Consider the following 26,910-nt stretch of genomic DNA (forward strand, 5'->3'; position numbering starts at 1 on the left):
CGTCCGCATGCAGACGACTTGTCCGAAGCATGCCTTGAAAGGTTCATGAACGGCAAAGCCGATGTTAAATATCACTCGCTAAGCCCTCCCTCGTGGACATGAGGGGGGCCGAATGCCGCTGATTGGTGATTTCGTTGACTTGATCGCGCCGGTGGCTCCGTCCACCCCGTGCGCCGAGGTGTTTGACCGGTTCCAGACCGAGCCCAACACCCTGGCCCTGGCCGTGGTGGCGGACGACAATCGACCGGTCGGCATTATCGAGCGCAACGCCTTCACCCTGCGGATGGCGGCCGAGTTCGGGCGCGCGCTCTACGCCAAGAAGCCGGCCGAAAGCCTGATGGACCGCAACGCCCCCATCGCCGAGGCGGCGACCAGCGCCGAGACCTTCTTCCAGGCCTATGGCGCCGCCGAACTGGGCGCCCTTCTCAGCGGCTTCATCGTCGTGGCCGACGGACGCTATCTGGGGGTCGGGACCGCTTTGCAGGTCGTCCAGGCCGGGGCCGCCCTGCACCGCCAGCGCGCCGAGGAAATGGGCGCCCTGGCCCGCGACCTGGCCTATGCCGAGGCCGAGGCCGTCGCCTCCAGCCGCGCCAAATCCGAGTTCCTGGCCGTGATGAGCCACGAAATCCGCACCCCGTTGAACGGCGTCCTGGGCGTCGCCGCCCTGATGGACAAGAAGCTCGAACAGGAAGAGCTGCGCCCCTATGTCCGAACCGTCATCGATTCCGGCCAGAGCCTGCTGCGGCTGCTGACCGACGCCCTGGACATGTCGCGCGCCTCGGCCGGGATGCTGACCCTGGAGGAAGAGCCGCTGAACCTGTCGGCCGTCGCCTTCGACATCGACGCCCTGTGGCGGGCTCGCGCCGAGGAGAAGGCGCTGACCCTGACCGTCCGCACCGACTTCGAGTCCAGCCCCTGGGTCCGGGCTGACGGGATGCGGATCAAACAGCTGCTGAACAATCTGGTCGGCAACGCCCTGAAATTCACCCAGAGCGGCGGCGTGGTCGCCACCCTGGCCAGTCGCACGACGCGCGACGGTCTGCGGGTCGAACTGACGGTGGACGACAGCGGGCCCGGCGTGCCCGAGGCGGCGGCGGCGACCATCTTCGACCCCTTCAACATCGGCAAGGCCGGGCGCGAGGGCGCCGGCGCCGGTCTGGGCCTAGCCATCTGTCGCCAGATCGCCGAGCGGATGGACGGGACCATCGGACTGAGCGTGGCGCCGCTGGGCGGGGCGCGGTTCCACGTCGTCCTGCCGCTGAACGCCTGCGCGGCCGACGAGGCGGGCGCCGCCTCGCCCATGGCCGAGCCGACGCCCCACGACACGCTTCATGTGCTGGTGGTCGACGACAATCCCACCAACCGCTTCGTCGCCGGCAAGCTGCTGGAGATGTTCGACTGCACGGCGGAGATGGCCGAGAACGGTCAGGAAGCCTTGGAGGCGGTTCAGGCCCGGCCCTTCGACCTGGTGCTGATGGACATCAAGATGCCGGTCATGGACGGGGTCGCCGCCACCCGCGCCATCCGCGCCCTGCCCGGCCCGGCCGCCCGTCTGCCGATCCTGGCCTTGACCGCCAACGCCGACGAACGCGACGAGCTGGACTATATCGCCGCCGGCATGAACGGGGTGGCGCAAAAGCCGATCCAGCCCGACGCCCTGCTGAACGCCATGCGGCTGGTTCTGGCGGACGCCGAGATCGACCGCCCAGCGAAATCCATGGCGGAACCCATGGCCGAGACCGCCACGGCCTGACCCCAGAACGAAGAACGCCCGCCCCGGCGAACCGGAGCGGGCGTTGATCTTTGCCGTACCGGCCTCGACTTAAGCGAGAGCGGCGCGGACCTTGTCGGCGACGGCCTTGAAGCCCGCCCCGTCAGCGGCGATCGAAGCCAGGACCTTGCGGTCCAGTTCGATGCCGGCCTTGTTCAGGCCGTTGATGAACTGGCTGTAGGTGAAGCCTTCGATACGCGCGGCGGCGTTGATGCGCTGGATCCACAGGGCGCGGAAGTTGCGCTTCTTGGTGCGACGGTCGCGATAGGCGTATTGCCCGGCGCGATCGACGGCGGCCTTGGCCGTACGGATGGTATTCTTGCGGCGGCCTGAGAAGCCCTTGGCCTGCTCCAGAACCTTCTTGTGCTTGGCGTGCGAAGTTACGCCACGTTTAACGCGAGCCATGTCGCTATTCCTTCAAATTCTTTGGGTTGAGATCAGTCGTACAGCGCGCGCCGATCAGGCGTACGGCATGTAGGATTTGATCTTCTTGGCGTCGGCGTCGGCCATGGTCTTGGTGCCGCGGTTTTGACGGATGTATTTCGAGTTGTGGCTGATCAAGCGGTGACGCTTGCCCGCAACCCCGGCCTTCACCTTGCCCGTGGCCGTGAATTTGAAGCGCTTCTTGGCGCCTGACTTCGTCTTCAGTTTCGGCATTTCGATCTCCTTTTTGAGGGGCTACCGCTCTTCGAGCTACTTGAGCCCGCGTCGTGGTGTTCCTCAGAGTTTAAGAACCGCCTAGGCATGCCTGTTCGCCCGGCGGTTCGGTACGCGAAGGCGCGGCTTGTAAGCGAAGACGCCTGCCGACGCAAGATGAGTCAGGACAAGGACTTGGCGGGCGCTTCCGCAGCGACCTGACCCCGCAGGATCGCCCGGCCCGCGTTGATCGCCATCACCGCCGCCGGAATGGTCAGAAGCGCGCCGACCAGGAAGGGCCAGTCGTGCCCCAGGCCCGAGAACAGCGCCCCGGCCGCCATCGGCCCGAAGATCCGCGCCACCGAGCTGGAGGCCATGTTCAGCCCCAGCATGGCCCCCTGCTGATCCGGAGGCGAGGCGCGGCTGATCATGGCCGAGATATTGGGCATGGCCAGGGACATGCCGCAGGCGCCCAGAGCCATGACGATCGGGATGACCCACCCCTGGACCACCGGCAGGGACAGGCCGCCCAGCTCCAGCCGAGTCGCCGGGAACCATTCGACCGGCGCCAGCACCTGCAGCACCAGCGAGGCGCCGAACAGCAGCATGCCGGTCGCCAGCACGCGCGCCTCGCCAAACCGTCGCGCCAGCCGACCGGCGAAGAAGCCCTGGTTCAGCGTCGAGACGATGCCGACGATCATGAAACTGAGGCCGACCTCGCGCGCGCCCCAGGCGTAGCGGCTCTCGGACCACAGGCCGAATACGGCCTCCATGGCCGAGAAGCCGGCCATATAGATCAGGGTCACGATCAACACCCGCGACACCACCGGATTGGTCCGCGCGTCCTTCAGCCCCGCCAGGAAGGGCGGACGCGCCGCCGAAGGATCGGCCTTGGCCCGGCTTTCGCGCAGGAAGACCATCACCCCGACCGCCGCCAGGGCCGCCAGAATCGCGGCCAGGAAGATCGGCAACTGATAGCCCAGCCGTCCCAGCTGCGGCTGGGTCAGCAATCCGCCCAGCCCCGGCCCGACGATGAAGCCCAGGCCAAAGGCGGCGCCGATCAGCCCCATCCGCCCCGCCCTCTGCTCCGGCGGCGTCACATCGGCGACATAGCCCTGCACCGTCGAAATATTGCCCGCTCCCAGGCCGGTGAACAGGCGCACCGCAATGGCCAGCCAGATGTTGGGCACAAAGGCCAGCATCAGATAGCCGACCGCATTGGCCGCCAGGGTCACGAGCAGCACCGGCTTGCGCCCGATCCGGTCCGACAGCCGCCCCCAGAAGGGTTCGGCGAAGAACTGGCCCAGCGAATAGGCCGAGAACATCAGGGTGATCTGCCACGCCTCAGCCTTCAGGCTCTGGGCGAAGAAGGGCAGCAGCGGCACCACCAGGCCGAACCCGACCAGATTGATGAAGACCACCGAGAACAGCACCGCCAGGGCGGGCGCGCGAATGACGGGAGGCGGGGGCGTTTGGCTCATGCCCCACGCTTAGCGCGACGCTTGGCCCGCGAGAAGCGCCGTCGCGCCGCCTCCCTTCAATCCCTCAGTTTGGCCCGACGGGATTGTTCGCCTCCAGGAACCGCACCGTCTCGCGCAGCATCTGCTGACGGGTGTCGGCGCGCGACAGCCAGTGGTCCTCGCCCTGAAGCTCGATGAACTCCACCGGCTTGTCCGCCCGGCGCATGGCCTCGGCCATGACCCGGCTCTGCTCGATCGGCACCACCGTATCGTCCTTGCCGTGGATCAGCAGCAGAGGCCGGTCGACCGTCTCGGCCAGCCGGGCCGGCGACAGGGCGTCCAGCGCTCGGTCGTTCAGCCGCGCCGCCCCCATGAATCGGTTCCAGTAGCGGACCGTCTGGCTGTCGTTCCGCCCCTCCTGCCGCGCCTCCCAGTTGACCATCCGGCGCAGGTCCGACACCCCGGCGACGGCGACGCCGCAGCGATAAACCCCCTTGTCCAGGGTCAGGCCCGCCATGGCCGCATAGCCGCCATAGCTGGCGCCGACGATGCAGACGCGCTCGGGATCAATGATCCCCTCGGCCGCCAGCCAGCGCACCCCATCCGAGAGATCGGTCTGCATCTTGCGGCCCCACTCGCCATAGCCCGCCTCCATAAACGCCAGGCCATAGCCGGTGGAGCCCCGGAAATTGGCCTGAAGCACCGCATAGCCCCGCGACGCCAGGGCCTGGGCCCACCAGTCGAAGCCGGCCACGTCCTGCGACGCGGGCCCGCCGTGCGCCAGCACGATCAAGGGCAGGCCAGATGGCGCCTCAACCCCCGGCGGCAGGGTTAGATAGCCGGGAATATCCAGACCATCCGCCGCCGCATAATGGATCGGACGCATCTCGCCGACCTGATCGGTCGATATGGCCGGATAGGCGTCGGCCAGGACGTCGGCCGCCCCGCGGCTGAAATCGACCAGCTGATAAAGGCCCGGTTCGCCGATGTCGTTGAACACGACGATCAGGTTCTGGGCGTCGTTCCAGGAGGTCAACTTCGGCCGCTTGCCCACAAAGGCCCGCTCGATCGCACCCCACCGCCGCGCCGCCGCCGGGTCGATGAACTCGTAATGCGTGCCGTCCTCCTCGGTGCGACCACCGCCGATCAGCAGACGGGTGCGCGGATGGTGGACCAGAAAATCGGGATGATGTTCGAACGGCAGCTGGGTCCATTCTCCGCTGTCCACATTGACCTCGAACAAGACGTCGGCCGACTCCGAATCCTCGTCCTCGGCGGCCAGATCCGGCCGGTCGGCGCCGACGATGATGGTACGCGCCGTCCGGCCCATGCCGATCAGGTTGGGCGTATCGACTGGCGCGTCCACCGCCCAGGCTTCGCTGAACCCATGCCCCTTGGGCAATCGCAACGACCACCGCCCGCCGCGCTCGACATAGCGGGCCAAGGCGATCACCTTGCCGTCGCTGTCCAGCACATAGTCCTCGATCTCGCGATCCATGGATTCCACCGACCGCCCTCGGCCGGTGGTCAGGCTGATCCGATACAGGTCGATCTGGCCGGTGGTGATGTTGAAGCCCCGCGCGAACAGGGTTGGGCCCTCCTCGGTGCTGCGGATCGAAGCAGGGCCGATCAGAACAGCCAGGACGTCCGGCGTCCGGTCCAAGACCTGAACCAGCTTCTTCTTCTCGAGGTCCAGCACCTGGCCGAAGAATAGCTCCCGGCGGGACATGCCCAGCAAGGGGATGCCTTGCGTCTGCGAGGTCACGACCAGCACGTGCCCCTCTCCGATCCAGCGCAAATCACGAACCTTGGCGTCGCCGATGGCCGCCGCGAACAGATGCTCCCCCGTGGTCATCCGCGTCACCGCGATGGCGCGGATTTCGCCCACGACCGTGATCCGGGCGATCAGATCGCCGCTGGGCGACACCTCCATATATTCGACCGCCGGCGTGGCGCTGTAGGCCTCCAGGGGCGGGAGTGCAGGAACCTCCGCCAAGGCCGCCGCCAGGCACGGCGTCGCACAAGCAACAGCAACCGCCAGGGCCGCCGCCCTCGCCACCGACTTCAACATCAAACGAGACTCCCCCAACGACCCTCAACTCAAACGATATAGGCGGAAGTTGCAACCGCTTTGGCGGCGGCCCGCGTCACGGAGGATTATGGGCGTTCAGAAAACGCACGGTCTCGCTGAGCATCTTCTGCCGCGTATCGGCCCGCGACAACCAGTGGTCTTCGCCCTCCAGACGAATGAACTCGTATCGTCGTCCCGCGCGCGCCAGGGCTTCGGCCATCTTCACGCTCTGCTCCATCGCCACCACCGTGTCGTCCTGACCGTGCATGAGCAGCACCGGCGCGTCGCCCTGAGCCGCCAAGTGGGCGGGCGACAGCAGGTCGAGTTGACGGTCTCCCAGGCGCTCGGCGCCCATGAACCGGTTCCAGTAGCGAACGGCGCGGCTTCCCCGGCCAGTCTCCCGCGCTTCCTGCAGCACCATCAGACGCAGGTCCGACACGCCGCCGAACGAGACCGCGCACCGGTAAACGTCCTTCTGTAGGGTGACGCCCGCCAGAGCGGCATAGCCCCCATAGCTGCCCCCGACGATACAGACGCGCTCAGGATCGATCCGCCCCTCCTGCGCCAGGCTTTGCACCCCGTCGGACAGGTCCGTCTGCATCTTGCGGCCCCATTCGCCGTAACCGGCCTCCATGAAGGCGTCGCCATAGCCGGTGGATCCCCGGAAATTCGCCTGCAACACCGCGTAACCCCGGCTGGCCAGCGCCTGCGCCCACCAGTCGAAACCGGCGACGTCCCGTGCGGCCGGGCCGCCGTGCGCCAAGACCACAAGCGGCAAGCCCATCGAATCGGCCTGACCGGGAGGCAGGGTGAGATAGCCGTGGATCTCCAACCCGTCCTGGCCCCGGTATTTCACTTCGCGCACGGCCCCGACCTGGTCGGGTCCGATCTCTGGATAGACGTCGCCGATGATGTTCGCGTCGCCGCGCGCAAAATCCACCAGCTGATACTGGCCTGAACTGTCCTGTCCGCCGGTGAAGACCACGACTTGGCGCATGTCATCGCTCCAAGACACCAACTCGGGATTCCGTCCCGCGAACGCCCGCTCCACGGCAGTCCAGCGCTGGGTTACGTCCGCATCGAAAAATTCGCTGTCGCTTCGGCTGGGGCCCAGATGGACTCCCCCCATCAGAAGGCCGGTCCGCGGGTGGTGGATCAGACGCGTCGGGTGGCTTCGAAAGGGCAAAGCCGTCCATTCACCCGTATCGACATCCACTTCGAACAGTTCACCCAGTTCGTCGCCGTCGCCGGCGGCCCCGATCAGGTCGTCGCGTCTTGCATCGACCACGACGGTGCGCGGCCGTCGCCCCATGCCCCTCAGCGCCGGACCGTCCAAAGGCGCGTCGGTCGCCCAGGCTAAGGTCATGAAAGTCTGTCCCAACGGCAGCAACAGAAGCCACCGTTTGCGTGTCCGGTCGTATTCCGCCTTGGCCAGAACCTGACCCTCGGCGTCCAGCACATAGTCGTCGATGTCCCAATCCATTTCATCGCTCACCCGCCCCAGGCCGGTGGCCGGGTCGATGCGGTAAAGATCCAGGCGCCGACTATCGAACAGACGAAAACCACGCACGAAAACGGCAGGGCCGCGTGGAGTCTGGCGCACCTCCGCAGGACCGAACAACATCGGCATCACGGCGCGATTGCGATTGAACAGGGGCGTGACCTTGCGCGCCGCCGGCTCGAAGATCAGCCCATAGGAGAGCTCGCTCTTCGGGACGCCGATCGACGGCAGGGACTGGGTTTCGGACATAACGATCAACAACCGGTCCTCGCCGATCCAATTCACGTCACGGACCTTGGAATCCCCGATGTCGGCCAAGCCGATTGGATCGCCGGACGCCAGATCGGTTACCAGCAGGCCGCGCTTTTCACCCTCGACCTTGACCGACGCCAGCCGCGCGCCACTGGGCGATACGCTGACGAACTCGACCGCCGGCAGAGCGCCGTACGCACCAAGCGGCGCCGGCTGGGCGTAGCCCGGCGCCGCTTGGTGCGTACGGCCAAGAAGAGCAGACTCAGCGCCGCTCCCAGCCCCTTCAACCCTCTTGCATTCATGGCGTCCCCCGACTGTCAGGAACTCAACCAGAGGCGGGGCGCAACCACAAGTGCACGACGCATGACAAAACGCCCCGGTCGTTTCCGACCGGGGCGTCCAATATCAGCGATGGATCGTGTCGATCAGCGCGGGGCCAGGATCATGATCATCTGGCGGCCTTCCATCTTGGGCGAGAACTCGACCTTGGCGATTTCGTCGAAATCGGCCTGGACCTTGTTCAGCAGCTTCATGCCCAGTTCCGGGTGCGCCATTTCACGACCGCGGAAGCGCAGGGTGACCTTCACCTTGTCGCCCTCGTCGAAGAAGCGGTGCATGGCCTTGGCCTTCACCTCATAGTCGTGGGTGTCGATGTTCGGACGGAGCTTGATTTCCTTCAGTTCGACGACCTTCTGGCGCTTGCGCTGCTCGGCCTTCTTCTTCTGCTCCTGGAAACGGTGCTTGCCGTAATCGAGGATCTTGGCCACCGGCGGTTCGGAGGTGGAGACGATCTCGACCAGGTCCATCCCGGCTTCCTCGGCGGCTTCCAAAGCGGCGGAGGTGGGCATGACGCCCTGTTTCTCGCCATTCTGATCGATGAGCAGAACGCGAGGGGCGCGGATATCCTGGTTCATACGCGGCCCGTCTTTCACGGGTGGCGCTTGCATGGGACGGCGAATGGGCGTCGTTTCCTTATGTGGTCAAAGAAGTCGTGGGTCGTGATGAGCGAATGCACGCGGCTGTCGCCACGCTCCTCTCAAGACCGACAATATGCGCCAGGAAGCCCGGTTTTTCAAGGCTTCGCGGGCGTTCCGGCGATATAGGCGTCGTGCAGCGCCAGCACCGCGTCGAAGACATGATCGACACTCAGATCTTCGATGGGGGCGAACTGGCCCCGCGTCTCGTTAGAGGCCGCCGTTCGCGTCTTTGGACCCCATGGGCCGTACAGCCACCATTCGGTCGGGCCGAACAGGCCCAGGGTCGGTCGACCCAGGGCGGCGGACACGTGCATCAGGCCGGAATCATTGCCGACGAACAGGTCCGCCCGATCGATGGCGGCGGCCGAGGCCAGGATGTCGCCCTTGCCGACGAAGTCGATGCCGCGTGCTCCTGCGGCCTCCAGGGCCGGGGTCGCCGGCGGCCGGTCGCCCGGCCCGCCCACGGGCATGAACCGCCAGCCGTCAAAGCGCGGCTCGGCCTTCAGCTTCTCGACCAGGGCGCCCCAGCGGTCGGCGGGCCAGCTCTTGCCCGGTTGGTGCGCAATGGGGGCCAGGGCGATGATGGGACCAGGGCCCGCGCCTTCCGCCAACTGCGGATCGATGACGGCGGCGGCCTCGGCCCGCGCCTGGTCGTCCAGGAAGATTTCGGGGTCCAGCGGCGTCCGCGCCCCCATCAGCCGCGACACCATCTCGACCTTGCGCAGCCCGGTCTCCCAGGACCGATTATAGACGACGCGCCGCTTGGCCGGGACCAGATAGCTCAGGGCCGAGCCCCGGATGTCGATCACCAGGTCCCACTGCGTCCCGACCGACTGTTTCCACAGATCGAGCCAGTGTCCGGCCATCTTCTTCTTGTCGAGCACGATGGTGCGCACCACGCCGGGCGCCGAACGGAAGAAGGGCGCCGGCGGACGCCCGCAGGCGACAGTGATCTGCGCCCCCGGAATCTGACGCGCGATTTCGCGGATCACCCCCGAGGAGATGACGCAGTCGCCGATGCGATTGGAGGTGACGAACAGGACCTGGGGCGCAGGCATGGGGGGGGCGGACACGCGCATTCACCTCATTGCAATCCGGCGCTTCGCTATCAGGCCCGAGGTTGTTATGCGAGGGCTGCTGGACGGGAGCGATAATGAAGGTCGGAATTTTGGTGTTTGACGAGGTCGAGGTGCTGGATGCGCTTGGCCCGTTCGAAGTCTTCTCGGTCGCCAACCGCGTCCACCGCCGCGACGCCGGCAAGACCAATCCGATCTTCGAAGTTATCCTGATTTCGGTCGATCCCAACCGGACGGCGACGGCGCGCGGCGGCCTTCATCTATCGACCGACGTCTCGATCGAAACGGCGCCGGACCTGGACGTGCTCATCGTGCCCGGCGGCGTAACCTCAGAGGTTGAAGTGAATAGGCGGCTCATCGCCTGGCTGACCGCTCGGACGGGAACGCCGATGATCGCCTCAGTGTGCACCGGCGCCTTCCTGCTGGCCGTGGCAGGCTTGCTGCGCGGCAGACGCGCCACGACCCATTGGGAGGATCTGCCCGATCTGGCGCTGCGCTTCCCTGATCTTGAAGTCGTAGGCGACGTTAGGTGGACAGGCGACGGCCGCGTATGGACCTCGGCCGGAATATCCGCAGGCCTGGACCTGAGTCTGCATCTCGTCGAAATCCTGGCGGGTCGTGAACTGGCCGTCGCGACTGCGCGCCAGATGGACTATCGATGGACGGCGACCGGAACGTCCGGTGAGGTCGAACCCCATGCCTGATCGCGCCCTTCTCCTATCCCGCCCCGATGGCGAGACGCTCGCCTTCAAATGTATCGACGGCGACGGCCCGACCGTGATCTGGGTAGGCGGCTTCCGCTCGGACATGGAGGGGACCAAGGCCCTGGCCCTGGAGGCGGCGGCGCGCGAACGCGGCTGGAGCTTCCTCCGTTACGACCATTTCGCCCACGGCCGGTCCTCCGGCGACTGGCGCCAGGCGACCATCGGCCGCTGGCGCGAGGATGCGATCGCCCTGATCGACAGCCTGTCCGGCCCGGTCATCCCCGTCGGCTCGTCCATGGGCGGCTGGGTCGCCCTGCTGGCGGCCCTGGCGCGACCGGAGCGAATCAAGGGCCTGATCCTGGTCAACCCGGCCCAGGACTTCACCGAACGACTGATGTGGCCCGGCCTGGCCGATCACGAGCGCCAGGCCATCCTGCGTGAGGGCGAGACCCTGATCGTCGAGGAGGGTCTGGGCGAATACGTCCTGACTCGCCGCATGTTCGAGGAGGCGCGCGACTGGCTGCTGCTGGACGGCGTCATCGACATCGCCGCCCCTGTCCACATCCTCCAGGGCCGCGCCGACGACGTCGTGCCCTGGCGCCATCAGGTCGAACTGATCGAGCGATTGACGGGCGGCGACGTGCGTCTGGACCTGATCGACGGCGGCGATCACCGGCTGTCCACGCCCTCAGACCTCGACCGGCTGGTGGCGGCGGCGGAGGGGATGCGGCGCTAAGCCCCGAAGCGGTCGTTCAGCCAGGCGACGATCAGGTCGCCAACACACGAGGATGACAGCATTGGGTGTCAGCCCATTGTCGGGATGACGAAGGAACTGTCCGAGTGCTCCAACGCCGAGTCAGGCCAGCGCGCGGTGACGGTCTTGGTCTTGGTCCAGAAGCGGACGCCCTCCATGCCATGCTGGTTGATGTCGCCGAAGGCCGAGCGCTTCCAGCCGCCGAAGGTGTGATAGGCGACCGGCACCGGGATGGGCACATTGATGCCGACCATGCCGACATTGACCCGGGCGGCGAAGTCGCGGGCCGCACGACCGTTCTGGGTGAAGATGGCGACGCCGTTGCCGTACTGGTGGTTCGACGGCAGGGACAGGGCCTCTTCAAACGTCTCGGCGCGGACGATCTGCAGCACGGGGCCAAAGATCTCTTCCTGGTAGGATGACATCTCGGGCTTCACGTGGTCGAACAGCGACGGGCCGATGAAATAGCCCTTCTCGTGGCCTTGCAGGCTGAAGTCGCGGCCGTCGACCACCAATTCGGCGCCTTCTTTGACGCCTTTGTCGATCCAGCCCACGACCCGGTCACGATGGGTCTGGGTCACCACCGGGCCGTAGTGGGCTTCGGCGTCCGTCGACACCCCGACCTTCAACGACGGGATCTCCGCCACCAGCCGCTCGCGCAGCTCGTCCGCGGTCTTCTTGCCGACCGGCACAACCACCGGCAGGGCCATGCATCGTTCGCCGGCGCTGCCGAAAGCGGCGCCGGTCAAATCCTTGACCACCTGGGCCATGTCGGCGTCAGGCAGGACGATGCCGTGGTTCTTGGCCCCGCCCATGGCCTGAACCCGCTTATGGTTGGCGGCGCCGGTCTGATAGACATAGTGGGCGATGTCGGACGAGCCGACGAAGCTGACGGCGTGAATCAGCGGATGGGTCAGGATGGCGTCGACCGCCGTCTTGTCGCCGTGGACCACGTTCAGCACCCCGTTCGGCGCCCCGGCCTCGAGCATCAGTTCAGCCAGCCGCACCGGCAGGGACGGGTCTCGCTCGGACGGCTTCAGCACGAAGGTGTTGCCGACCGCGATGGCCACCCCGAACATCCACATCGGGATCATGCTGGGGAAGTTGAACGGGGTGATGCCCGCCACCACGCCGAGCGGCTGGCGCATCGAATAGACGTCGATGCCGGGGCCGGCGCCTTGGGTGTATTCGCCCTTCAGAGCATGCGGAATGCCGCAGGCGAATTCGATGACTTCCAGACCGCGCTGGATGTCGCCTTTCGAGTCGGCGATGACCTTGCCGTGTTCGCTGCTGAGCAATTCGGCCAGTTCATCCATCCGCCCCTCGACCAGGCGTTTGAAGTCGAACATGACGCGGGCGCGGCGTTGCGGATTGGTGCTGGCCCAGCCGTCGAAGGCGTTCTGGGCCGCCTGGACCGCGCGATCGACCTCGCCGACGCTGGCCAGCTGGACGCGGGCCTGGACCTCGCCGGTGTTGGGATTGAAGACGTCGCCGAAACGACCGGACGCACCGTCGAAGGCCGATCCGTCGATGAAATGGCGAATGTCACGCACCATACCTGAGATTCCCTATGACGTTATTGCTGTTGCAGCCGTCATAGCAGGCAGGATCGCCCTCTTGCAGCCCCAGACGGCGAAAAACCCGCCCATCCCGTGCAAGGCCCCGGATCGAGACCTCGAAGATAGCGACAATAGTTCTCAACTAGACCGGTCCGACAAAGAGCGTGAAGACGGCAACATTGCAGCCCCAAAAGAGCAGTCCATGAATTTGCTAATGATTATCATGGCTAATATTTGTTGCCGTACTGAAATATATGTTCTCGTTCTCCCCCAAGTTGATATACGATCCGTCAATTCAACCGTCGGCGTTAACTCTCCCTTCTAGTGGAGAGGCGCCGTCCGGATGGGTGGGAGACGAAAAATGGAGCCGTTTGCACAGAGCATCCTGATGGATGCCCCTATGGCGATTGTCGCGGTCGATAGATCCGGGCACGTCCGTTGCGCCAATGCGACGGCCGAACGGTTCTTTGGCCGTTGCTTGATCGCGCCGCCCGCAGACATTTCCGATCTGATCGATGATTTCGACACCGCAGTGCTGAATTCACCTTCCGCTGTAAAAGACATCAATGCGTTGAGCCGGAGTTCCGGAAAGGACCTTTACCGCCGTGCGCGGCGATTTGACGGTCGGCAAGCCTTCGTGGATTTGCAAGCCGCCCCGTTCTCAAAAGCGGGCGAAAATCTGGTGACGCTGTTCATTCTGGACATGACGGCCTCGGTCGAGGCCGAAACCGCACTTCAGGACGTCAAGTTGCAGATCATCCACAACTGGAGACTGAACTCCCTGGGGGAGGTGGCCTCGATGTTGGCGCATGAGCTGAATCAGCCCTTGGGCGCGGCCGTCAACTATCTGGCGGCGGCGGAATCCGCGTTCCGACGACGCGGAGTCGATGCGTCCGAGACGGCTGACATGATGAGCTCGGCCAAGGGCCAGATTGAACGTGCGACCGACATCATTCGACGGTTCCGATCGCTTCTGGCCCACGATACAGGCTTTCAAACCCGTGAGAACGTCGCCGCCGTGATTGACGAGATCATGCCGATTCTGCACGTTCATGCTCGAGAGACAGAGGCGGAGCTCGCCGTATGGATTGATCCTGCCGACTTCACGCGTTGCGACCGCGTTCAACTGCAGCAGGTGATCCTGAACCTGGCCAGAAACGCCATGGACGCACCGCGGGTCGGGACGCCGCGCAAGGTTGAGATTTCAGGGCGACAGACGCCGGACGGCTACCTCATGGTCGTCAGCGACAATGGGCCGGGCGTGGCCGCTGAGATGGTCGACAGGCTGTTCGACCCGCTCGTCAGCAGCAAGCCGGGCGGAATGGGTCTAGGCCTTTCAATCTGTCGCACCATCGTCGAGGCCCATGGCGGCGCCATCGAGCTAGGGTCCAGCCCCCAGGGCGGCGCCGCTTTCGCCTTCACACTCAATGCCAACGTGCACGATTTTCATCGCCCCAGCGGCACAGACGACACCAACGCCGCCCCGGACGATTACAGTCAAGACGCCGTCACGCCGAATGCCCGACGGGCATGATCTCTGTCGGGAGCCCAAAGCGACGTCAGGTAGGTACAAACCACTATTGAAAGCCGCCCCCTCTAGATTAGAATTCAACCATGGGTTCTCGGGAAATCTTCAACCATGGGTTCACGAGGAATCATTGCGGCCGGATTCATGCCGGCCGATGAAAACACAGCCACGACGCTGATCGCCTTCGACGCACTCATCCAGCGATTGGACCAACTTCTCGATGATCTGCTCGTCGATGACAGTCTGAACCAAACGACCTTCCAGGCTTTGAACGTCATAGAAGACGCGGGTCGGCGCGGGCTCAGGCAATGCGTTCTGGCCGAGACTCTGCAACTGCCGGCGGCGACCATATCGCGACTGGTCGATACTCTCGTCAAAAACGACCTGATCGGCCGCAGCGCTCATCCCACAGACCGGCGCGTCACCATGTTGACGTTGACAACGGCCGGAGAGAAACGCCTTGCGCGGCGGCGCGCCGACTATCGCAGCCTGGCAAAGGCGCTCCCCCTCGAAGCCGCAGAGGCCATGCGAAGCGTGGCGCCGCAACTGGACTTTGTCATTCGGGCGCTCACGCCGGCTCCGTCGGGCGAATCCACCTGCGACAGAACGCCCAAAAGGTTGCAGGCCACAACCATTCCACGCGTCAACTCAGATTAACCCTGACTTAGCTCCGAGTGTTCACCCTTTCCCAATCATAAGAAAGGGCGAGCATGTCGACTGATATGGAGCTTCAGAAACGGCTGAATTTTCTGAAGCTGGACACTCGCGCCAAGACGGCGCTTTCACAAACGCGACCGGCGATCGAGGCGGCGATCGGGCAGAGCCTGGACGCATTCTATGATCAGGTCCGCGCCACCCCCGACGTTGCGCACTTTTTCAGCTCCGAAAGCCATATCGCCGGGGCCAAAAACGCTCAATCCAGGCACTGGTCGCTTTTGGCCTCGGGGGAATTCACACCCGAATATGTCGAGGGCGCCCGTCGAATTGGACAGATCCATGCCCGGATCGGGCTTGAGCCCCGCTGGTACATCGGGGGCTATGGACTGATCCTCAACGGTCTCATCAAGGCCATCGTCAAAGCTCACGCCGCCAAGCGCGGCCCGTTCGGCCGCAAGACCGACGGAGACGCCCTGGGCGAGGCCATCGCCAGCGTGGTCAAGGCCGCCATGCTGGACATGGACATCGTCATCTCCCTGTACCTCGAAGCGGCCGAAACCGCCCGGCGCGAGGCGGACGAGAAGCGCGTCCAGGCCGAAGCCGAACAAAGCCGCGTCGTTGCGGCCACGGCGGACGCCCTGACCGCCCTGGCCCAGGGCGATCTGACGGCCCGGATCCATACCGACTTCCCCGGCAGCTACGCGCGGTTGAAGGATGACTTCAACACGGCCATGGCCCAACTGGACGCCGCCATGGCGGAGATCTCCGGCAACACCCAGGCTATGCAGGCCGGCGCCGGCGAAATCAGCGAGGCGGCCGACGACCTGTCGCGGCGCACCGAACAACAGGCCGCGACGCTGGAAGAGACCGCCGCCGCCCTGGACGAGATCACCGCCACGGTGAAGAAGACCGCAGAGGGCGCCAACCAGGCGGCGACGGTCGTGGAGACGTCACGCGTCGCGGCGGAAAAGTCGCGAGAGATTGTTCACCGCGCGGTCGACGCCATGGGCGCGATCGAGTCATCGGCCGACAAGATCGGGCTGATCATCGGCGTCATCGACGAGATCGCCTTCCAGACCAATCTGCTGGCCCTGAACGCCGGGGTCGAGGCGGCGCGTGCGGGCGAGGCCGGTCGCGGCTTTGCTGTCGTGGCCTCCGAAGTCCGGGCCCTGGCTCAACGTTCCGCCGAGGCGGCGCGCGAGATCAAGTCGCTGATCACGGAATCCTCCGTGCAGGTTAAATCGGGCGTCAGCCTGGTCGGCGAGACGGGGGAGGCCCTGTCGGCGATCGTCGCGCGCGTGATGGAAATCGACCAGCTGATGTCCGAAATCACCGCCTCCACCCAGGAACAGTCCACGGCGCTGCACCAGGTCAATACGGCGGTGAACCAGATGGACCAGGTGACCCAACAAAATGCTGCGATGGTCGAGGAATCCACGGCCGCCAGCCACAACCTGACGCAGGAGGGCGCGCGTCTGGCCTCGCTTGTCGCCCGGTTCCAGATGACGAACCAAGGCGGTGGCCGGCAGACGGGCGGCGCCGCAGCCAGGCCGACAAGCAGCGCCCACCCGCCGTCCGCGCCGCGCCCTGTCGCTAAACCGGCGCTCCGGCAGGCGGGATCGGCGGCCCTGGCCGCAGCCCCCCAGGCGAGCGATTGGGAAGAATTCTAACGCGGGCGCGTCACCACGCGATCGGCTTGCCGTCCCAGGCAAAGAAGCGGCCGCTGTCCGAAGGCTGAAGCCCATCGACGACCTGGAGGAGCGCCCGCGCGGATTCAGCCGGCGACAGACGCCCGGCGACCGGCGAACGGGCGGGGAACGCGGCGCTGAGACCCGTCTCGACCGTGCCCGGATGCAGAGCCGCGCAAATCCCCAGCGGGTGGGTCCGCCGGTGCTCGACCGCCAGGGTGGCGATGAACATGTTCAGCGCCGCCTTGGACGCCCTGTAGCCGTACCAGCCCCCCAGCCGATTGTCGGACAGGCTGCCGACGCGTGCGGAAAGAGCCGCAAAGACGCTGGGCCGGTCGCGCGGAATCAGCGGCAGGAAATGCTTCGCCACCAATGCCGGGCCGACAGCATTGACCAGGAACAGCTGCTGGAGCACCGCCGCGTCCAGGGCGCGCATGGTCTTCTCAGGCTCGATCCCTTGTCCGTGAAGCACGCCCGTCGCGACGAGAACCCGCGTGGGCCGCCCCAGGGCCGAGACGACCTCGGCGGCGCGTGCAATCTGCGCCTCGTCGGTGATGTCCGTCTCGACAAAGGTCCAGCCGGCCTCGGTCGGCCAATCCGCCGGGCGGTTTCGTCCAAGCCCCGCCAGTCCCTCATAGCGCCGTTGCGCCCACAGTTCTCGCAGCAAGGCGGCGCCTATGCCGCCCCCGGCCCCGACCACGACCGCGAGACCTTCCGCCCGCTCAGTCATCGGACAGAATCTCATCGACCCGGCGCACCAGGGCTTTCGGTTCAAACGGCTTGGTCATGATGTGCATCCCAGGATCAAGGTCGCCGCCGCGATACGCTCGGCGTCTCGCCTGACGGGGCCTGCGCTTTTTGGATCGTAAGGGTCGGATTCCGTCAAACGCCTTCACCTCCGCCACGCCTCGGCCAAAGGGGCGCTCGGGCGTAGAAACACACGAAAAGCTCTACGGTTCATCCCCACTCACGGATGACCGCAAGCGCCGGCCGAGAATTGGGCAGCGCCGCGCCCGATAAGCGCGAAACCGTACAGAACACCGCCTTACCGTGACACTTAAACCACCGGAACCATTAAAGAAATTTCGCCAAAAATGGAACTGAGTCCGCGCCCGGCCATTTCATTGCGCGGCCCGGCTTGGCGGGTCGGAGCGCATGTCATGAAGATCGCGCAGGTCACCCCGCTTTACGAGGCCGTCCCTCCGAAGCTGTATGGAGGAACCGAGCGCGTCGTGGCGCATCTGACGGACGCCCTGGTGGATCTGGGCCACGACGTCACCCTGTTCGCCAGCGCTGACGCCCAGACCCGGGCGCGCCTGATCCCGGTTCGCGACCAGGCTATCCGCCTCGACCCCGCGCCTTTGAAGTCCGACCTTGCCGCCCACCTGTCGATGCTGGGCGAAGTTCTGGACCGCGTGGATGAGTTCGACGTCGTCCATTTTCATACCGACATGATCCATTTCCCGCTGTTCAGACCCTATGCGGACAAGACCCTGACCACCCTGCACGGTCGCCTGGACATGAAAGACCTGCCGGGCGTCTACCGCCGGTGGGGTGAGTTCGGGCTCATCTCGATTTCCGACGACCAGCGCAAACCGCTTCCGCTCGCCAACTGGCAGGCCACCGTCCATCACGGCATGCCGGGCGAACAGTATGTGTTCTCGCGTCGTTCAGAGGGGTATCTGGCGTTCCTGGGACGGATATCGCCCGAGAAGCGGCCGGATCGCGCCATCGAGATCGCGACCAAGCTGGGCATGCGTCTGAAGATCGCCGCCAAGGTCGATGCTGCGGACAAGATCTACTGGGAAGACACCATTCGGCCCATGGTCGAAGGCAATCCGCTGATCGAGTTCGTCGGCGAGATCGGCGACCACCAGAAGTCGGCCTTCCTGGGCGGCGCCGACGCCCTGCTGTTCCCGATCGACTGGCCCGAGCCCTTCGGCCTGGTGATGATCGAGGCCATGGCCTGCGGCACGCCTGTGGTCGCCTTCCGTTGCGGCTCCACGACGGAGATCATCGAGGACGGCGCCACCGGCTTCCTGGTGGACACCATGGAGCAGGCCGTCGCTGCGGCCGGCCGCGTTCATCTGCTGGACCGCGAGGCCGTCAGGGCCAGGTTCGACCTGCGCTTCTCAGCCACCGCAATGGCCCGCCGTTATCTGGACGTCTATGGCGACCTGCTGGCGCGTCGTCCGTTCGCCGGGGCGGCCTTGGCTGAGGAAATCCGCAAGGACATCGTCACGCCCCTGCGTCCCCTCTCCGAAGACCGGAGCTTCGCTGCGATCGCATAGGCGCCGCCTTGGCGGTTTCACGAAGAAATACAGGCGGCGAAGGTGAACCCTCCGCCGCCTTCGCCATTTGATCACTCAAGCGGCTCCGCAACGTCGCACTCGGGTGGAATAGGCTCGGGACTGGCCTCAAACGACAAGGGAGAGACCACATGGACGACGCCTACAGCACGCAACTGACCGCAGGCGAATCCATTGAGGCCTCGGGTCTCGAGCAGTTGATGGCGCTGAAGGAAGGCGACACCTTCCTGGTCGCCGACGGCTGGGGCGACATGAAGGGCGGGGCGGACGGCCTGTTCGCCGACGACACCCGCGTCCTGTCGCGATGGGCCATGACGGTCGGACTGGCCAGGCCGTCACGCCTGTCGTCGGGCGTCAGTCAGGACAACGTCTTCTTCTCGTGCCACACCACCAATCGTCCCCTGCCCCCGATGGGCGGACGTTCGGCCCCGGCGGGGGTGCTGCACATCGAACGGCGGCGCTTCCTGTGGGGGCGGCGGATGTTCGAGCACATCCAGATGGTCAACCACGGGGTCGAGGACATCCTGCTGCCCCTGGCCTTCGACTTCGGGGCCGACTTCGCCGACATCTTTCAGGTGCGCGGCACGTCCCGGGACAAGCGCGGGACCATCCACACGCCGACGACCGACGGCCGCCGCGTCACCTTCCGCTACACTGGACTGGACGAGGTGGATCGCGGCAGTTGCCTGGCCTTTTCCGAGCCGCCCGCCCGCCTGACGCATCAGCGCGCCGAGTTCATGTTCAGCCTGCCCAAGGGTCGGTCCATGGACCTGTTCATCGAATGCGGCGTCGAGTCCTGCGAGGCGCCGGACGCCCGGCGCTGGCGAGAGTACGCCGTCCAGGCGCGTCTGGCCATGCGCGCCAAGCGGCGACGCGGGGCCTCGGTGCGCGGACCGCGCAGCCCGCGGTTCAACGGCTGGCTGGACCAGTCGCGAGCCGACATGGCCCTGTTGACCACGGACCTGCCGACCGGCCCCTACCCCTTTGCCGGGACGCCCTGGTTCTCGACCCCGTTCGGGCGCGACGGCATCATCGCCGCCTGGCAGATGCTGTGGCTGGACCCGTCGCTCGCCAAGGGCGTCCTGACCTATCTGGCGTCGCGCCAGGCGACCGAGACCTCGCTGTTCCAGGACAGCCAGCCCGGCAAGATCATGCACGAGACGCGGGGCGGCGAGATGAGCGCCCTGCACGAGGTGCCGTTCGGCCTGTATTACGGCGGGGTGGACACCACCTGCCTGTTCGTGGCCCTGGCCGGCGCCTACGCCAGCCGCACCGGCGACCTGGGCCTGATCCGCACCCTGTGGCCCAACCTGATCGCCGCCGCCGACTGGATGCGCGACTATGGCGACAGCAACAATGACGGGCTGATCGACTATCAGCGCGGGGCCGATACGGGCCTGTCGAACCAGGGGTGGAAGGACTCGGAAGACTCCATCTTCCACGCCGACGGTCGCTTCCCCAAGGGCCCCATCGCCCTGCTGGAGGTCCAGGGCTATGCCTTCGCCGCCTGGCGCGCCCTGGGCGATCTGGGCGAACGCCTGGGCGACGCGCGGGCGCCCGAATGGCGGATGCGAGCCGATCAGGTCCGCGCTCTGGTGGAAGACAAGTACTGGATGGAGGACGAGGGCTTCTACGCCGTGGCCTTGGACGGCGACGGAGAACAGTGCCGGGCCATCGCCTCGAACGCCGGCCACCTACTGTTCACCGGCCTGCCCTCGGTCGAGCGCGCGCGCCGCGTCACCAAACGTCTGTTATCGGCCGAGTTCCGCACCGGCTGGGGCATACGCACGCTCGAGCTGGGCCAGGCCCGGTTCAATCCAATGAGCTATCACAACGGCTCGGTCTGGCCGCATGACACCGCCATGGCCGCCGCCGGCATGGCCAACTACGGCGAGCGGCAGGCGGTCGCTGATATCCTGGCCGAGATTCACGCCGCCGCCGCCCATTTCCACCTGCGCCTGCCCGAACTGTTCTGCGGCTTCCCGCGCGAACCGGGCGAGCCTCCCATCGCCTATCCGGTCGCCTGCCTGCCCCAGGCCTGGGCGGCGGGGTCGGTCTTCCTGATGCTTCAGGCGGCGCTGGGCCTGTCCATCGACGCCTGGACCGGAACTGTGGACATGGCCGACCCGGTGCTTCCTGCGGGTCTGGAACGGCTGAAGATTACCGGATTGACGGTTGGAGACGCCGTGGTCGACCTTTCGATCCGGCATGTCGGCGGCCGCGCCGTGGTCATCCCCGACCACCGCCAAGGCAGGCTCGCCGTTCGGACCCTGCGTTGAAGGACAGCGCGGAAACGGTCGGACCTCTGCGGCGTTAGGTGAGCGTTCGACGACGCCGGCGAAGACGAAGGCCGCCCCGCGCAAGACAGCGGCCTGACCGGAGAGGAATTGCACTGCACGACCGAAATCGGTGCAATGTGCAAAAGAGTGCAATTTCGAACCTTCACCGCCCCTGCTCCCTCATCAACTCGCATCGGCCATTATAAGGGCGTTTCGGAGAGCGGGCGGTGACTGCGGATTTTTCGGCCCCGGAAGATTGAAAACGCTGGGTTTTTCTCTCAGAATTGGGAGCGAAAGGGCGTTCTGCAGCTAAGGACCGGCGGGTTACGGCCCTGGATGGACGGCCCGCGATAGCCCTCGGCCACGCGCGCGAACAGATTAAGGCTGTCATTGACGTCATAGACTGCGCCGAGGAGGATCGGATGGGCGATCCATCGCGCCTTCAAAGCGACGCTAACCCGACGGTTGGTCCAGCGGGGAAATCCTTGGTCGCGTCAGGATTTCCCGCACTATGTCGGCGATAAAGGGGGCCATGGCGTCAACCTCGAGGACGGGGGCCGAATCGTCGCGGACCACCTCGACCCCCGCCGCCAGGGCAAGCAGAAGCCTGGCGCGTTCCGTGGCCCCCTCGCCGCCCATGGCTTGTGCGAGCGGAGGGATGAGACGACGCTCGATGATCTCGCAGATCAAGCGCGTGGCGGCGGGATCCGCCGCTGATCGCACCGCCACGTGCACCAGATCGTCAATCCGTCCAGGCGCAGTCAGCAGGCGTTCGGTCAGGGTCTCACCGGCCTCTGCTGGATCAAGCGGCTGATCGAAGATCTGGTTGAACAGGTCGATCTTGGATTCGAAATGCCGGTACACGAGGGCGTGGTCTATGCCCGCCTCGACCGCGATTTCACGCATGCTGGCGCCGAAGCCCCGCTGGATGAACAGTTTGCGGCCAGCGCAGAGTATGGATTCGCGCGTCACCTGCTGACCGGGTCGGCGGCGGATGGCGCAGGGATCGGTCGTTGGCGACTTGGCCGGTTCGACCCCCGAGCCGCCAGAGACGCGCCGACGTGTCATGATGCGATCACGGCACGGGCGACGTCCCCGGCGTCAATCACCGAAGCCCTCCGCCCAAGGTGCGGTAAAGCTCGACCAGATTGGTTTCGCGGCTGAGACGTGTGGTCAGCAGTTGTTGGTCCGCGCTGTAGGCGGTGCGCTGCGCGTCCAGGGCGACCAGGAACGAAGAAACGCCGACCCGATAGCGGGCCTCCGATATGGTCGCCGCCGCGCGCGCCGATCCCGCCCGCGCCGTCTGAGCCGACACCTGCTCATTGATCGTGCCGCGTTGCGCCAAGGCGTCCGCGACCTCGCTGAAGGCAGTCTGGATGGCCTTCTCATAGGTTGCGACGGCCGCGTCGGCGTTGGCTTGCGCCAAACGGACATTGCCCATCCGTCGTCCCGCATCGAAGATCGGCAAGCTGAGAGCCGGCGTGATCGTGTGCGAGTAGCTGCCGTCTGTGAAGAGATCGGACAGGGCCGAACTGGCGCTGCCGTAGGAGGCGGTCAGCGATATGGTCGGGAACAAGGCCGCGCGAGCGGCGCCGATGTCGGCGTTTTCCGCCCGCAGTTTACGCTCGGCCTGGAGGACGTCCGGACGCGTCAACAGAACCTCGGATGACACCCCCGTCGGCAGTTCAGCAAGGGTCGCGCCGACCTCGCTCAAGCCCTGGGGCAGGAATTCCGCCGCGACCGGTGCCCCCACCAGCAGGTCCAGCGCATTGCGGTCCCGGGCGACAGTGGTTTCCAGCACCGCGACATCATTGCGCGCCGCCTGATACTGGACGTCCGCCTGGCGAGCCTCAAGCTCGGACGCGGTTCCCAGCCGGAACTGCGCCTGGGTCAGGGACAGGGTCTCCTGGTAGCTGGCGAGGGTCTGGCGCGACAGTCGCAGTTGGTCCTGATCCCCCGCGAGCGTCAGCCAGGCGGTGGCGATTTCTGCGATCAGGCTGATACGGGTCGAACGTTGGCCCTCCTCCGTTGCGAAATACTGCTGCAACGCGGCCTCGCTCTGGTTCCGAACACGCCCGAACAGATCGATTTCGAAGGCCGAGACGCCCAGGTCGGCGGAGTAGGATTCCACCTCCGAGCCGACGGCGGAGCCGGCCGCGGCGACCTGGGACGCATTGTCCGTATAGGTCGCCGAACCACTGAGCGAAGCGGTCGGCAGCCGATCGGCGCGGGTGACCCTGTACTGGGCCCGCGCGGCGACGACGTTCGCCGCCGCCACCCGCAGGTCGCGATTATTGTCGAGTCCCTGCGCGATCACGCTCCGAAGACGGGCGTCGGTGAAGAAGTCCTGCCAACCGAGGTCAGCGACGACGATGGGGCTGGCGACGGCGTCCGGATAGACGCCGCCTTGCGGAAGCGCCGCCGGAACGACGCCCGTCGGCTGGACGAAGGCGGGCGCGAGATTGCATCCCGACAGCAGCGTCGCGCCGGCCAACAGTATTGAGATCGGCTTGATCATGGTTTGGCGCTCTCGGCGGCTTCGCCGCTCTGAAAGGATGAACTGGGGGGTGACGCCGACTTGCGTGACTTGAACAGATTGGTCACGACGACGAAGAACATCGGCACGAAGAAGATGGCCAGGATGGTGGCGCTGAGCATCCCGCCGATGACGGACCGGCCGATCGCGTTCTGCCCGCCTGCCCCAGCGCCGGTCGAAATGGCCAGCGGCAGGACGCCGAAGATGAAGGCCAGACTGGTCATCAGGATTGGCCGCAGCCGCAGACGCGACGCTTCTGCCGCCGCCTCCATGGCGCCCATGCCTCGACGCACCCGTTCCTCGGCGAACTCGACAATCAGGATGGCGTTCTTGGCCGCCAGACCGATCGTGGTGATGATGCCGACCTGGAAATAGATGTCGTTCTGAAGACCCGTGAGTTGCGCCGCCAGAACCGCCCCGAGAACACCCAGGGGCACCACCAGCAGAACCGCTACAGGCACGGTCCAGCTCTCATAGAGGGCCGCGAGGCACAGGAAGACGATCAGAAGCGACAGGGCGTATAGAGCCGGCGCCTGACCGCTCGACATCTGCTCCTCATACGACAGGCCGGTCCATTCCAACCCGGTGCCGGGAGGCGTCTTGGCATGGATCGCCTCCATGGCGGCCATGGCCGCTCCCGAACTGACGCCTGCGGCCGGTCCGCCCTGGATCTGCATCGCGGGCTCGCCGTTGTAGCGAGTCAGTTGGACCGGCGCCTGCGCCCACGACTGGGTGGAGAAGGCCGTGAAGGGCGCCAATTCTCCCGAAGCGCCGCGAACGTAGAAGTCGCTCAGGGACTCGGGCTTCTGACGATAAGGCTGATCAGCCTGGACGTAGACCTTCTTAACCCGGCCACGGTCGATGAAGTCGTTGATATAGGTTCCACCCCAAACCGTGGACACGGTGCTGTTCACGGTGGCGAGATCCAGCCCCATGGAGGCGAGCCGGTCCTGGTCGATGTTGATCTTCAGCTGGGCGGCGTCGTCCAGCGACAGAGGACGCACCTGGGCCAGGCTGGAATCCTGGGCCGCCATGCCCAGCATCATGTTCCGCGTCTGCAGCAGGCTTTCATGCCCGGCGCCGGTGCGGTCGACCAGCCACATGTCGAAGCCGGTGGCGTTGCCAAGCTCGGACACGGCCGGCGGCACCAGAGCGAAGATCATGGCGTCGCGATATTGCGAGAAGGCGCCCATGGCCCGGCCGGCGACCGCCTGAGCCTTGTTGGCTGACCCTTTGCGCTCCTCCCAGTCCTTGAGGCGAACGAAGGCGAGGCCGGCGTTCTGACCCTGACCGGCGAAAGAGAAGCCGCTGATGGTGAAGACGCCCTCGACGTTGGCGGTCTCCTCTTTGAGGAAGTGATCGCGGACGACGTCCAGAGCCTTGTCGGTGCGGTTGAGCGTCGCGCCGGACGGTCCCTGAACCATGGCGATCATCATCCCCTGGTCCTCTTCGGGCAGGAAGCCGGCCGGAAGGCGCATGAAGACGAAGGCCATCACGCCGCAGATCAGGAGATAGACCAGGCCCGAGCGTTTCCAGCTACGCGCGGTCTTGCGGACCCCGCCTTCGTAGCTGACGGTCGCCCGGTCGAAGCTGTCGTTGAACCAGGCGAAGAAGCGGCCCAACGGTCCGGTCCCATGGCTCTTGGACGCATCATGCGGTTTCAGGATGGTGGCGCACAGGGCCGGGGTCAGGATCACGGCGACCAGAACCGACAGGACCATGGCCGTGACGATGGTGATCGAGAACTGGCGATAGATGACGCCCGTCGATCCGCCGAAGAAGGCCATGGGCAGGAAGACCGCCGACAGCACCAGGGCGATGCCGACCAGGGCGCTGGTGATCTCGTCCATCGACTTGCGGGCGGCCTCCTTGGGCGAAAGCCCTTCAGTCTGGATCAGACGTTCGACGTTCTCGACCACAACGATGGCGTCATCGACCAGCAGGCCGATGGCCAGGACCATGCCGAACAACGTCAGGGTATTGATGGAATAGCCGAACAGACTCATCACCGCGAAGGTGCCAAGGAGCACCACGGGAACGGCGATGGTCGGGATCAGGGTCGCACGCCAGTTCTGCAGGAACAGGAACATGACGACGAAGACCAGAACCACAGCCTCGATCAGCGTATGGATAACCTGTTCGACCGAGAGCCGGACGAAGGGCGTGGTGTCATAGGGATAGATGACCTTCACCCCGGCCGGGAGCGTCTGGGCAATGCGGGCCACTTCGGCCTGCACCGCCGTGACTGTGTCCAGAGCGTTCGCCCCAGGCGCCAGCTTGACGCCGAAACCACCGGCGGGCTTGCCGTTGTACAGGGTGCGGAACCCATAGGATTCTGCGCCCATTTCGACGCGGGCCACATCACGCAAACGAACCACAGCACCGTCAGTGCTGGTCTTGACGCGGATCGCGCCGAAATCCGCAGGCGTCTGAAGACGGGATTGAACTGACACAGTCGCGTTCAGCATCTGGTCTTCCGGCGCCGGCAGGGCGCCGATCTGACCTGCCGAAACCTGGGCGTTCTGAGCCTCAACGGCGCTGGTGACATCGGCAGCCGTGACGCCGAATCCGGACATCTTCAGCGGATCGAGCCAGATCCGCATCGCGTACTGCGAACCGAACACCTGGATTTCGCCCACGCCGTTGACGCGGCTGATGGGATCCTGGAATTTCGAGACGACCATGTCCGACAGGTCGACTTGGCTCTGAGTTCCATCCTCAGAATAGAGGGCGGTGATCAGAAGAAAATTGCTCGATGACTTGGCGACGGTGACACCCAGTCGCTGCACCTCGGTGGGCAGTTGCGAGGTCGCGGCCTGAAGCTTGTTCTGGACCTGGACCTGCGCAATGTCGGGGTCCGTGCCCTGTTCGAACGTCAGGGTGATGGTCGCCGTGCCGGCCGATGACGAAGACGACGAGAAGTAGCGGAGGTTGTCGATCCCCTTCAGCTGCTGCTCGATCACCTGGGTCGTCGTGCGCTCCAGGGTTTCGGCGTCAGCGCCAGGGTAGCTGGCCGTGATGCTGACGGCCGGCGGAGCGATGGTCGGAAACTGGGCGATGGGCAGGGAGCGGATCGCCAGCACCCCAGCCAACATCAGACCGATGGCGAGCACCCATGCGAAGATGGGCCGATCAATGAAGAAGCGGGCCAT

Annotated in this window: 20 protein-coding genes; 8 read left to right on the forward strand and 12 right to left on the reverse strand. The window is 65.6% G+C overall.

The features are described 5' to 3' along the window. The first annotated feature begins 112 nt into the window (after positions 1–112). On the forward strand, positions 113–1,753 hold the full coding sequence (locus OU998_RS15450) for a response regulator (RefSeq protein WP_267514544.1): 1,641 nt from the start codon (positions 113–115) through the stop codon (positions 1,751–1,753). A gap of 69 nt (positions 1,754–1,822) precedes the next feature. On the opposite strand, the gene rplT is transcribed toward OU998_RS15450, so the two are convergent. The 7 genes from rplT to OU998_RS15485 form a co-directional block, all read right to left on the reverse strand. Continuing rightward, positions 1,823–2,176: a 50S ribosomal protein L20 gene (gene rplT, locus OU998_RS15455; protein ID WP_267514545.1), complete on the reverse strand. Its 354-nt coding sequence runs from the start codon at positions 2,174–2,176 to the stop codon at positions 1,823–1,825. 54 nt (positions 2,177–2,230) lie between these two features. After that, complete coding sequence (gene rpmI / locus OU998_RS15460) at positions 2,231–2,428, reverse strand: 50S ribosomal protein L35 (RefSeq protein ID WP_267514546.1); 198 nt, start codon at positions 2,426–2,428, stop codon at positions 2,231–2,233. 161 nt (positions 2,429–2,589) lie between these two features. Further along, positions 2,590–3,888, reverse strand: a complete 1,299-nt coding sequence (locus tag OU998_RS15465; RefSeq protein WP_267514547.1) for an MFS transporter — start codon at positions 3,886–3,888, stop codon at positions 2,590–2,592. A 64-nt stretch (positions 3,889–3,952) separates the two neighbouring features. Next, complete coding sequence (locus tag OU998_RS15470) at positions 3,953–5,938, reverse strand: alpha/beta fold hydrolase (protein WP_267514548.1); 1,986 nt, start codon at positions 5,936–5,938, stop codon at positions 3,953–3,955. A 76-nt stretch (positions 5,939–6,014) separates the two neighbouring features. Next, entirely contained in the window at positions 6,015–7,688 is a 1,674-nt protein-coding gene (locus tag OU998_RS15475; protein WP_267516824.1) for an alpha/beta hydrolase family protein, read from the reverse strand. 428 nt (positions 7,689–8,116) lie between these two features. After that, positions 8,117–8,638, reverse strand: coding sequence for a translation initiation factor IF-3 (gene infC, locus OU998_RS15480; protein WP_267514549.1), 522 nt, complete (start codon positions 8,636–8,638; stop codon positions 8,117–8,119). A gap of 125 nt (positions 8,639–8,763) precedes the next feature. Further along, positions 8,764–9,741 carry a glycosyltransferase family 9 protein gene (locus OU998_RS15485; protein ID WP_267514550.1) on the reverse strand — a complete coding sequence of 326 codons (978 nt, stop codon included), beginning with the start codon at positions 9,739–9,741 and terminating at the stop codon, positions 8,764–8,766. Positions 9,742–9,821: 80 nt separating this feature from the next. Here OU998_RS15485 and OU998_RS15490 point away from each other — a divergent pair, with 80 nt between their 5' ends. Both OU998_RS15490 and OU998_RS15495 read left to right on the forward strand, forming a co-directional pair. Next, the gene (locus OU998_RS15490) at positions 9,822–10,448 is read left to right on the forward strand and encodes a DJ-1/PfpI family protein (RefSeq protein WP_267514551.1); all 627 of its coding nucleotides are present in this window, start codon (positions 9,822–9,824) and stop codon (positions 10,446–10,448) included. Then, a complete protein-coding gene (locus OU998_RS15495; protein ID WP_267514552.1) occupies positions 10,441–11,184 on the forward strand; it encodes an alpha/beta fold hydrolase in 744 nt (247 codons plus the stop codon). The genes OU998_RS15490 and OU998_RS15495 overlap by 8 nt, the downstream gene beginning before the upstream one ends. A gap of 68 nt (positions 11,185–11,252) precedes the next feature. Here OU998_RS15495 and OU998_RS15500 read toward each other — a convergent pair whose 3' ends face one another. Continuing rightward, positions 11,253–12,758 carry a CoA-acylating methylmalonate-semialdehyde dehydrogenase gene (locus OU998_RS15500; RefSeq protein ID WP_267514553.1) on the reverse strand — a complete coding sequence of 502 codons (1,506 nt, stop codon included), beginning with the start codon at positions 12,756–12,758 and terminating at the stop codon, positions 11,253–11,255. A 364-nt stretch (positions 12,759–13,122) separates the two neighbouring features. Between OU998_RS15500 and OU998_RS15505 the strand changes: the two genes are divergently transcribed. The 3 genes from OU998_RS15505 to OU998_RS15515 all read left to right on the forward strand — a co-directional run bounded on the left by OU998_RS15505 (position 13,123) and on the right by OU998_RS15515 (position 16,616). Then, positions 13,123–14,295 carry a sensor histidine kinase gene (locus OU998_RS15505; RefSeq protein WP_267514554.1) on the forward strand — a complete coding sequence of 391 codons (1,173 nt, stop codon included), beginning with the start codon at positions 13,123–13,125 and terminating at the stop codon, positions 14,293–14,295. A gap of 138 nt (positions 14,296–14,433) precedes the next feature. After that, positions 14,434–14,946 carry a MarR family winged helix-turn-helix transcriptional regulator gene (locus tag OU998_RS15510; RefSeq protein ID WP_267514555.1) on the forward strand — a complete coding sequence of 171 codons (513 nt, stop codon included), beginning with the start codon at positions 14,434–14,436 and terminating at the stop codon, positions 14,944–14,946. Positions 14,947–14,999: 53 nt separating this feature from the next. Further along, complete coding sequence (locus OU998_RS15515; protein ID WP_267514556.1) at positions 15,000–16,616, forward strand: globin-coupled sensor protein; 1,617 nt, start codon at positions 15,000–15,002, stop codon at positions 16,614–16,616. 10 nt (positions 16,617–16,626) lie between these two features. Here OU998_RS15515 and OU998_RS15520 read toward each other — a convergent pair whose 3' ends face one another. After that, entirely contained in the window at positions 16,627–17,364 is a 738-nt protein-coding gene (locus tag OU998_RS15520) for an SDR family NAD(P)-dependent oxidoreductase (protein WP_267514557.1), read from the reverse strand. Positions 17,365–17,794: 430 nt separating this feature from the next. On the opposite strand from OU998_RS15520, the gene OU998_RS15525 reads away from it, so the two are divergent. After that, entirely contained in the window at positions 17,795–18,925 is a 1,131-nt protein-coding gene (locus OU998_RS15525; RefSeq protein ID WP_267514558.1) for a glycosyltransferase family 4 protein, read from the forward strand. Positions 18,926–19,074: 149 nt separating this feature from the next. Continuing rightward, positions 19,075–21,222 carry an amylo-alpha-1,6-glucosidase gene (locus OU998_RS15530; RefSeq protein WP_267514559.1) on the forward strand — a complete coding sequence of 716 codons (2,148 nt, stop codon included), beginning with the start codon at positions 19,075–19,077 and terminating at the stop codon, positions 21,220–21,222. 453 nt (positions 21,223–21,675) lie between these two features. Here the strand turns inward: OU998_RS15530 and OU998_RS15535 are convergent, their stop codons facing one another. Genes OU998_RS15535 through OU998_RS15545 form a run of 3 tightly spaced genes read right to left on the reverse strand, consistent with a single transcriptional unit; the run spans position 21,676 to position 26,910 of the window. Then, complete coding sequence (locus tag OU998_RS15535) at positions 21,676–22,290, reverse strand: TetR/AcrR family transcriptional regulator (RefSeq protein WP_267514560.1); 615 nt, start codon at positions 22,288–22,290, stop codon at positions 21,676–21,678. 37 nt (positions 22,291–22,327) lie between these two features. Further along, positions 22,328–23,740, reverse strand: a complete 1,413-nt coding sequence (locus tag OU998_RS15540) for an efflux transporter outer membrane subunit (RefSeq protein ID WP_267514561.1) — start codon at positions 23,738–23,740, stop codon at positions 22,328–22,330. Then, a complete protein-coding gene (locus OU998_RS15545) occupies positions 23,737–26,910 on the reverse strand; it encodes an efflux RND transporter permease subunit (RefSeq protein WP_267514562.1) in 3,174 nt (1,057 codons plus the stop codon). The genes OU998_RS15540 and OU998_RS15545 overlap by 4 nt, the downstream gene beginning before the upstream one ends.

Origin of the sequence: Brevundimonas sp. SL130 (genome assembly GCF_026625805.1) — a bacterium.
Lineage (GTDB): Bacteria > Pseudomonadota > Alphaproteobacteria > Caulobacterales > Caulobacteraceae > Brevundimonas.